Annotated in this window: 10 protein-coding genes; 3 read left to right on the top strand and 7 right to left on the bottom strand. The window is 69.2% G+C overall.

Features of this window, described 5'->3' with window-relative positions; genetic code table 11:
* Together ACE3O8_RS10740 and ACE3O8_RS10735 are read right to left on the bottom strand one after the other, a co-directional pair.
* On the bottom strand, positions 1 to 1,395 hold a 1,395-nt coding region (locus ACE3O8_RS10740; protein WP_374389586.1), incomplete at its 3' end, for an alkaline phosphatase.
* On the bottom strand, positions 1,392 to 2,315 hold the full coding sequence (locus ACE3O8_RS10735) for an isopenicillin N synthase family dioxygenase (RefSeq protein WP_374389584.1): 924 nt from the start codon (positions 2,313 to 2,315) through the stop codon (positions 1,392 to 1,394). The genes ACE3O8_RS10735 and ACE3O8_RS10740, both read right to left, overlap by 4 nt.
* 93 nt (positions 2,316 to 2,408) lie before the next feature.
* On the opposite strand from ACE3O8_RS10735, the gene ACE3O8_RS10730 reads away from it, so the two are divergent.
* Positions 2,409 to 4,043: a GMC family oxidoreductase gene (locus ACE3O8_RS10730; protein ID WP_374389582.1), complete on the top strand. Its 1,635-nt coding sequence runs from the start codon at positions 2,409 to 2,411 to the stop codon at positions 4,041 to 4,043.
* Between the two features lie 78 nt (positions 4,044 to 4,121).
* Positions 4,122 to 5,459 (top strand): oxygenase MpaB family protein, encoded by a 1,338-nt coding sequence (locus ACE3O8_RS10725; RefSeq protein WP_374389580.1) that lies wholly within the window; start codon positions 4,122 to 4,124, stop codon positions 5,457 to 5,459.
* A gap of 50 nt (positions 5,460 to 5,509) precedes the next feature.
* Here the strand turns inward: ACE3O8_RS10725 and ACE3O8_RS10720 are convergent, their stop codons facing one another.
* The 5 genes from ACE3O8_RS10720 to dapE form a co-directional block, all read right to left on the bottom strand.
* A complete protein-coding gene (locus tag ACE3O8_RS10720) occupies positions 5,510 to 6,283 on the bottom strand; it encodes an SDR family NAD(P)-dependent oxidoreductase (RefSeq protein ID WP_374389578.1) in 774 nt (257 codons plus the stop codon).
* Positions 6,284 to 6,362: 79 nt separating this feature from the next.
* A complete protein-coding gene (locus ACE3O8_RS10715) occupies positions 6,363 to 8,501 on the bottom strand; it encodes a TonB-dependent receptor (protein WP_374389576.1) in 2,139 nt (712 codons plus the stop codon).
* Positions 8,498 to 8,719 carry a hypothetical protein gene (locus ACE3O8_RS10710; protein WP_374389574.1) on the bottom strand — a complete coding sequence of 74 codons (222 nt, stop codon included), beginning with the start codon at positions 8,717 to 8,719 and terminating at the stop codon, positions 8,498 to 8,500. The genes ACE3O8_RS10715 and ACE3O8_RS10710 overlap by 4 nt, the downstream gene beginning before the upstream one ends.
* The gene (locus ACE3O8_RS10705) at positions 8,716 to 9,879 is read right to left on the bottom strand and encodes a PepSY-associated TM helix domain-containing protein (protein ID WP_374389572.1); all 1,164 of its coding nucleotides are present in this window, start codon (positions 9,877 to 9,879) and stop codon (positions 8,716 to 8,718) included. Before ACE3O8_RS10705 ends, ACE3O8_RS10710 begins: the two co-directional genes overlap by 4 nt.
* 76 nt (positions 9,880 to 9,955) lie before the next feature.
* Entirely contained in the window at positions 9,956 to 11,080 is a 1,125-nt protein-coding gene (gene dapE / locus ACE3O8_RS10700; RefSeq protein WP_374389567.1) for a succinyl-diaminopimelate desuccinylase, read from the bottom strand.
* A 52-nt stretch (positions 11,081 to 11,132) separates the two neighbouring features.
* Between dapE and ACE3O8_RS10695 the strand changes: the two genes are divergently transcribed.
* Positions 11,133 to 11,573, top strand: a 441-nt coding sequence (locus ACE3O8_RS10695; protein WP_374389565.1) for a cupin domain-containing protein, incomplete at its 3' end; no start/stop codon positions are given.

Here is an 11,573-nt window from a genome sequence, read left to right as displayed (position 1 = left end):
GGAGCCCAGCAGGAAGGCCTTGGGCTGAAGGAAATTGGGGTCGGTCGGCGCTCGCTGGGAATTGAGCGTCTTGCCGCCGGACCGCACCTCCAGCGGGCCGTTCATGTAGCCCAGCGTCGTCATCGGGCGGCCGAGCTGGTCGACGACATTGCCGTTCGCATCGGTCGCCGAACTGCCTTCGCCGCCCTCGATCGGGCGGCTGAAGCCCAGGATCGGGTTTCCGCGCGGGGGGTAGCCGGTCATGGTGAAGACATGGCTGTGATCGGCGGTGACGAGGACGAGCGTGTCCTTGAGGTCGACGGTTTTCAGCACCTGTTCGATGGCGGCGGAGAATTCGGCGGTTTCGTCCAGCGCGCGATAGGCGTTGGTGATGTGGTGGCCATGATCGATGCGGCCGCCTTCCACCATCAGCACATAGCCCTTGCCCGACCGCTTTGAGCCGGCTTCGAGCTTGCGGACCGCGAAGGTCGCCAGTTCGGCGAGTGAAGGTTCCTTCGCGCGATCGGCGTCTGCGTTGAAATCCAGATGGTCTGCGTTGAACAGGCCGAACACCTTGCCGGGCGCGCTTGCGTCCAGCGCGCGGAAGGGCGCGGCGGAGTCGACGAACTGCCCGGTCGGCCAGGCCTTTTGCCATTCCGCGATCAGGTCGCGGCCGTCATCGCGGCTGCCGCCCGCCGTGGTGGGGCGGAAACGGGCGAGCCCGCCGCCCAGCACCACGTCTGCCCCGCCCCGGAACTGCACCAGCTGGGTGGCGATGTCGGGGCAGCCGGACTTGCGCTCCTCGGCGGAATAGTTGCGATCCGTCGCTTCCCAGTCGCGCGAGGGTTCGTGCGCGTACATGGCGGCCGGGGTGGCGTGGGTGATGCGCGTGGTGGTGACGATGCCAAGGCCCAGCCCGCGCGCATTGGCGATCTCGCCCAGCGTCCGGGGGAACAGCTCTGGCGTCTTGCAGGTTTGCGGCCCCTGCCCCGGCAGGATGCCCAGCACGCCGATCCGGGTTTTGGTGCCGGTGGTGATCGCGGCGGCGGTTCCGGCGCTGTCGGGCACCTGGGCGTCGGTGTTGTAGGTCTTGACCAGCGCGCGGTTGGGCAGCTTTTCGAAGCTGAGGAGGTTTTCCTCGCCGCCCTCGAAGCCGGGGTAGCTGCCGCCGGCGGCCTTCGCCCGCTTCTGCGCTTCATAGATCCGGCCCGCGGCGATGGTGGAGACGCCCATGCCGTCTCCGATGAAGATGATCACATTCTTCGCCCGCGCCGTGGCGCCGGGGATGGACCGGCGGGCGGCGATTTCCGCTTCGGCCTTCTTCCAGCTCGGCTCCTGCGAGGCGGTGGTGACGATGGGTTGCGCGGCGAGCGGCGCGGAGGCGAGCGCCGCCGCGATCAGGATCAGCTTTGTCATGCGAGCTTTATCTCTGCCAATCGTTGCAGGAGGAAGTCGTGCGCGGTGATGGGGGGCATCGCCGCCTGTTCGACGAAGGGGGTGATCAGCCAGTCCGGCCGGTAGTGGAGGAAGAAGGGCATGGAATAGCGCGACAGGTGCCGCCGGTCTGCCGGGGGGTTCACCACGCGGTGGGTGGTGGAGGGCAGCTGCCCGCCCGTCTGCCGTTGAAGCATGTCGCCCACGTTGATGACGAGGCTGCCTTCGGGGGCGGGTACCTCCAGCCATTCGCCCTGGCGCGACAGCAGCTGGAGCCCGGCTTCCTCTGCGCCGAGCAGCAGGGTGATGACGTTGATGTCCTCGTGCGCGCCGGCGCGCACGGCATCCGCAACGGCCGCGACGGGCGGATAGTGCAGCAGGCGCCGGATGGAATTGCCGTCCTCGACGGGGCTTTCGAAGAAGTCCTTCGGCTGGCCCAGGTGGACGGCGATCGCCTGCAGCACGCGCAGGCCGGTGGCCTGCAGCGCGCCGAACAGGGCCTGGAAGGCCGGGCGGAATTCGGGAAGTTCCGCATCGGGCCAGATGTTGGGGGCCATGATGTCCGCGAAGCGGTGGCCGGCGGGCAGGTCGCGCCCGACGTGCCAGAACTCCTTCAGGTCCGACAGTTTCGCGCCCTTCGCCGTTTCCACGCCGAACGGGGTATAGCCGCGCTGGCCCGCGCCGCCGGGCAGGTGATAGCGGCGCTTCACCTCGTCGGGCAGGGCGAAGAAGCGCCGGGCGGCGTCCCACGCGCCCTCGATCATGTGCTGAGGGATGCCATGGCCTTCCACCACGGCGAAGCCGGTGCGGCGGAAGCTGTCTCCGAAGCGGTCGGCGGCCTGGGCGAGATCCGTCTCGACGAGCGAGAGGGGGACGGGGGTGATGTCTGCGCGAGTCGGCATGGAACCTGCCTTAGACCCAGTTTCCGCCCCATTGAAGGGACAGCTTTGAAGCAGGCGCATCTGCCGCCACAGTGGCGGGCGGAGGAGAGGCGCATGCTGGAGTTCGACTATATCGTGGTGGGCGCGGGTTCGGCCGGCTGCGTGCTGGCCAACCGGCTGTCGGCCGACGGGCGGCACAAGGTGCTGGTGCTGGAGGCCGGGCCGAAGGACTGGAACCCCTGGATCCATGTGCCCGTCGGCTATGCGCAGACGCTGAAGGACCCGTCGGTCAACTGGCTGTACGAGACGGAGGAGGACCCCGGCTCGAACGGGCGCAAGCATGTCTGGCCGCGCGGCAAGGTGCTGGGCGGCTCGTCGTCGATCAACGGTCTTCTCTATGTGCGGGGGCAGATGGCCGATTACGACGGCTGGGCGCAGCTGGGGGCGCGGGGCTGGGGCTCGGCCGATGTGCTGCCCTATTTCCGGCGCGCGGAAGGCAATGAGCGGCTGCACGACGAGCTGCACGGGGCCGATGGGCCGCTGAACGTGAGCGATGCGACGACGCACCATCCGGTTTCCGACGCGGTGATCGAGGCGGGGGTGCAGGCGGGCCTGCCCTTCAACGACGACTGCAACGGCGAGCAGCAGGACGGCATCAGCTATTTCCAGCTGACGGTGAAGAACGGCCGCCGCTGGTCTGCCGCGCAGGCCTATCTGAAGCCTGCCATGACACGGCCGAACCTGCGGGTGGAAACCGATGCGCACATGGCCGCCATCCTGTTCGAGGGCGCGCGCGCCGTGGGCGTGACCTATCGGCAGGACGGGCGGATGGTTTCGGTGCACGCCACGCGCGAGGTGATCCTGAGCGGCGGGGCGGTGAACTCCCCGCAGATCCTGGAAGTGAACGGCATCGGTGACCCCGCCGTGCTGAAGGCCGCCGGGATCGAGGTGCGCCATGCGCTGCCCGGCGTGGGGACCAACTGCCAGGACCATTATGTGGTTGGCGTGCAGTACCGGCTGAAGGACGGCACGGTTTCGGTGAACGAGCTGAGCCGGGGCTGGCGGCTGATGGTGGAGGCGGCGAAATATGCCGCCACGCGCAAGGGCCTGCTGACGCTGTCGGCCGCGCACATCCAGGCCTATTACCGGACGCGCCCCGGCCTTTCGGGGCCGGACGTGCAATATCATATCCTGCCCGCGACCGCCGACACGAAGAAGCAGATCGAGGAGCAGAAGTGGGAGCTGGAGAAGCAGCCCGGCCTGACGATCGCGCCCTGCCAGCTGCGGCCGGAGAGCCGGGGCACCATCCATGTGCGCTCCGCCGATCCGTTCGCGCCGCCGGTGATCCGGCCCAACTATCTGTCGGACCCGATCGACCAGACGACGATCACCGAGGGGCTGAAGTTCGCCGACGTGCTGGCGGGGCAGGCGGCGCTGAAGCCCTGGGTGGTGGGCCGCTCCCTGCCGGAGGCGGGGCCGATGAGCGACGCCGACTGGCTGGCCTATGCGAAGGAGAATGGTTCCACCATCTATCACCCGGTGGGGACATGCCGGATGGGCCAGGCATCCGACCCGGGCGCGGTGGTGGATCCGGACGGGCGCGTCCACGGGGTGGCCGGCCTGCGCGTGGTGGACGCCAGCGTGATGCCCCGGCTGGTGAGCGGCAACACCAATGCGCCGACGATCATGGTGGCGGAGAAGATCAGCGATTCGATCCTGGCCGACGCGAAGGCCGCGATGGCGGCCTGAACCGGGCGATTGCACCGGTTGCTATCATCCGATAGGCTTGCCTGAAACCGGGGCGTATGCCCCGTCGGGAGGTGCGGGATGGTGCAGACGGTCGCCGAGGTTCGGGCACGGGTGGAACGGCAGAAGCAGCTGGTGCCGGCCATGTATGGCGGGATCGACTTTGGCCTGAGGGCGGAGCGGTTCGCGGACGCGGGCGGCGAGAACAGCGTGCTGAAGCGGCTGCCCCCGGCGGACCGAAGCCGCCTGTTCGCCGACACCGAGCTGATCGCCCGGCTGGAAGCCTATACCATGCTGGGCGACACGCTGGCCGACGCCTATGCCGCGCTGATGCCGGCCTTCGGCTTCCGGCGGCTTGTGGACATGCTGGTGGAGGCCTGCGACCGGGGCGTGGACAAGGTGGAGGGCGCCCCGCCGGAGCTGGTGGCGCTGATCCGCGCGATGGAGGCGACGCCCGCCTGGGTGGACATGGCGAAGGTGGAGCGCGGCGCAGCCCTGCAGCGCAACGCCACGGCGCATCTGGCGCCCTATGCCGTGCGCGGGGCGTTCATCGCCACCTTCATGAACAAATATGCCGCCCTGCCCATGGCGCTGACGGGCACGCTGTCGCACAAGACGGCGGCGCGGCGGGTGAAGGAAACCGCCACCTTCTTCGCGACATCGGTGCTGCCCGGCGCGATGGAGCGGCATGGGCCGGGCTTCAAGGCGGCCGCGATGGTGCGGTTGATGCACTCGATGGTGCGCTTCAACGTGCTGTCACGCGGGCGCTGGGACCAGGCGACCTATGGCATCCCCATCCCGCAGGTGGATCAGATGCCTGCTGGGCTGATCGGCGACTATCTGATTTCCGCCAAGCTGCTGAAACTGGGCCGCACCGATTTCACCGCCGACGAGCGGGCGCAGATCGAACTGAGCCGCTATCGCTGCTTCCTGCTGGGGCTGCCGGAGGATCTGCTGGCCGACACGCCGCAGGGCATCGTGGATGCGTGGATGGCGCGGCTGGGCACCCTGCGCGACGGGTTCGATGACGCCACCTGCGGCGCGCTGCTGCGCGCGACGATGGCGGCCTGGCTGGAGCCGGACACGAAGCCCTGGAACCGGGTGAAGGAGCGCTATGAGCAGAGCTTCTCCAAGGTCTATTTCGTGAAGAATTTCTATGACGGCAATGTGGAGAAGGCGGCGGAGGTGGGCGTTCCGCTGACGGCCACGGACCGGGCGCGGGCGCTGGTGGTGACCGGCCTGATCCTGGGGCGGATGATCGGCTATGACCTGGCGCTGAAGCTGCCGGGCCTGCGCACGGTGGCGGACCGGCGGATGATCCGCACGATCCGCATCCGGCTGGCCGATCTGGGCCATGCCGAATTCACCACGGACGCCGCGCAGTATCGACAGGCGCCTGCCGCGGCGGCGGCCGTTTGAGAAGTCCGCGGCGGCGGCCGTTTGAAAATACCGCGGCGGCGGTCGTTTGATCAGCGCGGGCCTTGCCCGTCGTCGATCTTGATGACGGTGCCCGTCACGGCCTCGCTCGCCGGGGAGGCGAGGAACAGCAGGGTTGAATCCATCTGCGCGGGGTTCGCGATGCGCTTGCGCGGGAAGCGCTGGGCGATGTCGCCCATGCGGCCCAGCATGCCGTCCATCATTTCGGATTCGAAGGCGCCCGGCGCGATGGCGTTGACGTTGATCCCGGCCGAGGCCCATTCCATCGCCAGTGCCTCTGCCATGCGCGCCACCGCCGCCTTGGAGACGGAATAGAGCGCGGCGCCGTTGCCCGCATAGACGAAGCCCGCGATGGAGGCGATGTTGATGATGCGGCCGGGCTGCTTCGCGGCCAGCAGGCGGCGCGCGACTTCGCACGACAGGATGAAGGGCGCGCGGACATTGATGTCCAGCACGCGGTCGATCAGTTCCAGCGACATCCGGTGCGCGCGCTGGGCATCCGGGATGCCGGCATTGTTGACGAGGATGGTGACGAGGCCGAGCGCCTGTTCGGCCTGCTCGACGGCGGCGACGAGCTGGTCTGCGTCTGTCACGTCGAGCTGGATCGGGTGGGCGGTGCCGCCCGCCGCGCGGATTTCGGCTGCGAGCGCCTCCAGCCGGTCTGTCCGCCGGGCGGCGATCGCCACCTTTGCGCCGGCCGCGGCCAGCACCTTCGCGAAGCGCCAGCCAAGGCCGGAGGACGCGCCGGTGACAAGCGCGACCTGCCCGGTGAGATCGGTGCTGGCGTTGGGAAGCGGATAGGTCATCTGGCTGGTCTCCTCGCTGGTCGTCCGCCCCCTTCTAGGGCGGGCCGCCGGCGAGGAGACCTGTGCAATGCGCCTGCTATCAGAAGTCGATGGAAGCGGACGCCTTCACCGTGCGCGGGGTTCCCTGCAGCAGGGCGGCGGAGAAGACATCGAAGGCCGAGGCCCAGTAGCGGGCGTTGGCGACATTATCGACCGTCAGGCGCAGGGTGACGGGCTTGCCGGCCGCGGCCAGCACATAGCGCGCGCCCAGATCGACCCGCGCCCAGTCCCCGATTTCCAGCGTGTTCGCGGCGTTCACCTGCTGGCTGCCGGTATAGACGAGGCGGCCTGTCAGCGTGAGGCCCGCGGCGAAGGGCAGATCCCATTCGGCGTTTGCATTGGCCGTCCACTTCGGCACGCCGACGGCGCGGTTGCCGTCGTACAGCCCGTTCGCGGTGCGCCGCAGCACGGCGTCCACATGGGCAAGGCCGCCGATCAGGCGCAGGCCCTGGGTGGGTTCCGCCGCCAGCGTCAGTTCGAAGCCGCGATTGCGCTGCTGGCCGTTCAGGCCGAAGGTGAGCGGGCCGGACGGGTTCGCGGCGTCTGCCGGAACCGCATAGGCTGTCGGCAGGCTGATCTGGAACAGCGCGAGGCCCGCGTCCACCCCACCCAGCGCGACCTTGCCGCCCACCTCATACTGGGTGGAGCGGACCGGGCCGAACACCTGGCCGGGGTTGGTGAGGTTGGGATCGAGCGGCGCGGTCGGCCCCTGCTGCAGCCCCTCGATCCAGTTGGCGTAGAGCGAGACGCCCTCCACCGGCTTCAGGGTGACGCCCACGGCCGGCGTCACGGCGTCGGCCTCGTAGGTGGTGTCGAGCTGGCCGCCGTTGTAATAATTATAGGCCCTGATCCGCATGGATTGCAGGCGCAGGCCGCCCGTCAGCAGCAGGCGGTCTTCCCAGAGGCCGACCGTATCGGAGGCGAACACGCTGGTGACGCGGGTGCGGCTGATCGGGAAGGGGTTGTCGAGATCGCCGCCGACGAAGCTGGAGCTGGGGATTTCCACCTCCGGCGCGTCGTAGAGGTTGGTGGGGAAGCCCGCGAAGCCGGGGCCATAGAGGAAATCGAAGGCGTTCCGGTTCACCTGCCAGGCGGCCGAGACGCCGATGTTGAAGCGGTGGCTGACGGCGCCCTTCAGATTGACGCGAAGGCCCGCTTCCAGCGCCTCGTTATTGTCTGTGCGGGGGACATAGAGCGCGTTGCCGTTCGCGTCGCCGGTGGTGGCGTCCAGCACGGTGAGGCCGCCGTAGATGCCGTCTTCCGAACCGTCGCGCGCGCCCGCCGTGAGGTAGAAGAGGGCGTTGTCGGCCAGGTCCTGCTCCAGCCGCAGGATGCCGAACACATCGCGCAGGTCGGTGTAGGTCCAGGGTTGGGCGAAGTTGGCGCTGGCGGCCGGCGGGGCCGGGATGGCCGTGGTGCCGATGGTCGCCTTGTGGCGCAGCCCGCGCACCTCGACCTTCTGGTAGCCGAGATCGAGTGACAGGCGGGTGGATTCGCCCTGCCAGTCCAGCGCGCCGCCCAGTACGGCGGAGCGGCGGAACTCTCCGTCGACGGAGACATCGCCGCTGCGGAACGCGCCGTTCACGCGCACACCGAAGGCATCGTTGCCGCCGAACCGGCGCGAGACATCGAAGCTGCCGCCGAAATGGCTGCCGGACGTGTAGCCGAGAGTGGCGCGGGTGAGCGGATCGGCGCCTGCGCGCTTCAGCTGCAGGTTCACGCCGCCGCCGATGCCGGAGCCGCCGGGCGCCGCACCGAACAGGAAGGCCGATGCGCCGTTCAGCACCTGCACGCTTTCGAACAGCTCGGGCGCGACCAGCTGGCGCGGGGTGATGCCGAACAGGCCGTTCAGGCGGACATCATCGCCATAGAGCTGGAAGCCGCGGATCACGTACTGTTCGGCCGCGTTGCCGAAGCCATAGCTGGTGCGGACCGTGGGATCATTTTCCAGCACCTGCCCGATCGTCTGCGGCTGCTGGTTCAGGATCAGCGCCTCGTTGTAGGAGCGGACGGAGAAGGGCGCGTCCGCCATGCGGCCGAGGGCGCCGAGATCGCCCCCGGACGTCACTTCGGTGGCGTTTCGGCGCTGGGCGGTGACGATGATGTCGTCTGCCTGCGCGAGGGCGGGGGCGGCGACGGCCATGAGGGCGGTTGCGGCGAGGAGCCGGGACATGGTCATGATCTGGGGGTTCCACCTGGATTGGGGGCAGAGGCCCGTTTCGCCCGGAGCCAGGAGCGGACGAGAACGGCAAGGGGAAGGCCGGCCAGAAGGCAGGCGGCGAAATTGCGGACGCCGTCGCCGGTGAGCCCGACGATCAGCCCGGCGACGGACAGCAACGCGAGCGCGAGCGGCCAGCCGAGGATGGCGCGGGTGGGCTGCGCGGGCAGGCGGCTCATGCCGGCGCCCCCTGGGCGGCGAAGCCCAGCCGGTTGCGGCGCTGCCACCACAGCACCAGCCCGGACGCCAGCACCCAGATGGTGGCGATGTCGAGCAGCGCCCACAGGATCTTGAGGCCAATCCCGCCATAGTCCCCGAAGTGGAGCGGCTTCGACAGCATCAGCGCCTGGTTGAGAGCGGGCATCCGCCGCATGTCCGTCAGTTCGCCGGTTTCGGCATCCACCAGCGCGGGCGTCAGGATATGGCTGGTGAGCGGGGTGCCGCCCTGGAAGAAGATGGCGTGGTGGCGGGGGCTGCTCCACGCGCCGCCGGGAAATGCGATGAACTGCGGCGACAGGCCGGGGGCGGCCGCCTGCGCGGCGGCCATCGCGGCGTCGATCGAGCCGTAGCGGGCGGGATCGAGCGGGGGGTCGCCTGCGCGGGCCGCCACCATGCGGGCCAGCTCGCCTTCGCGCCAGTGATCCGTCAGCGGATCGCCGAAGGCGTTGATCACGCCCGTCAGCCCCACCACCAGCGCCCAGCCCAGCGTGACGATGCCGGCCAGATTGTGCCAGTCCAGCCAGCGCACGCGGGGGCTGGCTTCAAGGCGCAGCGTGCCGAAGGCGAGGTGGCGCATGAAGGGCAGGTAGAGAACCACGCCCGAGACGATGGCGGCCGCGAAGGCGAGGCCCATCAGGCCGAGGAAGTACATGCCCCACGGCCCCAGGAACATGTCGACATGAAGCTGGAGGAGGACATGCATCACCCCTTCCTCGACCACTTCGCCCAGATCCGCGCCCGTCTGCCGGTTGAAGGAATAAAGGCGCATCGCCCCGGCCGGTGCATCGGGCGCGGGGCCGACGGTGACGGTGATCAGCGGGCTTTCCTGGCTGAAGCCGATGAACAGCGGCACGCCGCCGCCGTTCAGCGCCACCGCCTGCCGGACGATGCCGTCCAGCGGCAGGCCTTCGCGGGCGGAGGCGGGGCCGGGAATGGCCGCCTCGGTCAGTTCGCCCGACAGCGCCTCGATCTCGTCGTGGAAGATGAGCGGCAGGCCCGTCAGGCACAGCATCAGCAGGAACAGGGTGGAGACGAGGCCGGTCCATTTGTGCACGGCCATCCATGCCCGCAGCGTGCGCGCGGACAGATGCGGATGGGGCTGGGAAACGGCCTGCGCCATGAGGGGCGGCGCTAGTGGGTTGCGGCGCGCCCGTCAATGATAGTCATTCGCAACTTATCGCCCCTGCGGCGACTTGTCAGGCGAAGGCGGCTTCCAGAATGCGGTCATAGATGCGGGCGAGGGCCTCGATGTCGGCGACGGCAGCAAGCTCGTCCACCTTGTGCATGGACTGGCCGGGCAGGCCGAATTCGACCACGGGGCACAGACGGCGGATGAAGCGCGCGTCGGAGGTGCCGCCGGTGGTGCTGAGATCGGGCGTGCGGCCCGTCTCTGCCTCGACGGCCTTCGACACCAGGGTGGACAGCGGACCGGGTTCGGTGAGGAAGGCTTCGCCCGAGATGCGGATGACGACATCGGCCGACGGGGCGTGCGCGGCGACCGTCTCGCGGATCCAGGCGGCGAGGTCTTCGCCCCGGTGGCTGTCGTTGAAGCGGATGTTCAGCCGGGCCTTTGCCTGGGCGGGGATCACGTTGGTGGCCGGGTTGCCCACTTCCATGTCGGTGATTTCGAGGTTGGACGGGGTGAACCAGTCCGTGCCGGAATCGAGGTGGCGCGCCTGAAGCGCCGCCAGAATGGGGATGAGGCGGCGGATCGGGTTGTCGGCCCTGTCGGGGTAGGCGACATGGCCCTGCGCGCCGTTCACGGTGATCCAGGCGTTCAGGCTGCCGCGCCGGCCGATCTTCATCATGTCGCCCAGTTTCTGCGCGGAAGTCGGCTCTCCCACGAGGCAGGCGTGCGGGCGGTGGCCGTTTTCCTCCATCCAGCGCAGCAGTTCATCGGTTCCGTGGGTGGCGGGGCCCTCCTCGTCTCCGGTGATGAGGAAGCTGAGGGTGCCCGGCGCGCCGCGGCGCACATGGGCCGCCGCCGCCGAGACCATGGCGGCCAGCGCCCCCTTCATGTCGGCGGCGCCGCGCCCGACGAGCAGGCCGTTCTGGATCTCGCCCGCATAGGGATCGACGGACCAGCCCGCGCCTTCCGGCACGACATCGGTGTGGCCGGCAAAGGCGAAATGCGGGCCGCCGCTGCCGATGGTGGCGAACAGATTTTCAACCGGGCCGTCCGGCGCCTCCCCGAAGCGGAGGCGATGGCAGGCAAAGCCCAGCGACTCGAGCGCCGAAGCCAGCACGCCGATCGCCCCCGCATCCGCAGGCGTGACGGACGGGCAGCGGACAAGGGCCTGGGCCAGCGCGATCGGATCCATGCCGCCCTGCTGGCAGCTTGATGGCGGCGGGGCAAGCGGGCAGCATGGCGCCATGCCCAAGATCGACATTCCGGCGCTGCCCGTGCGCACCGAATCCAGCTACCCGCCGCCGCACGACCTGCCGATCGCCGGCCGCCGGGCGGGGACGGAGGTGGCCCGCTCCGGCGGCCTCGCCGGCTTCGGGGCCTGGCGCGTCACCGTGGAACCCGGCGGCTGGTCGAGCCAGCGCCACTGGCACAGCCATGAGGACGAACTGGTGGTGATGCTGTCGGGCGAACTGATGCTGGTGGAAGAAGGTGTCGAAACGCCGATGACGACAGGCGACATGGCCGTCTTTCCGGCCGGCAACGCCAACGGTCACCACCTGGTGAACCGAACCGACAAGCCGGCAACCTTCCTGGCCGTCGGCACCGACCGGCCCGACGAGGATGTGTGCACCTACCCCGACATCGGAATGGAATGGCGGCCGGGCGCGGGGTATGTCTTTCCGGGC

The organism is Sandaracinobacter sp. (assembly GCF_041909755.1).
Classification (GTDB): Bacteria; Pseudomonadota; Alphaproteobacteria; order Sphingomonadales; family Sphingomonadaceae; genus Sandaracinobacteroides.
Note: the sequence above shows the minus strand (reverse complement) of the source record. Positions and strands in the feature narration are given on the sequence as shown.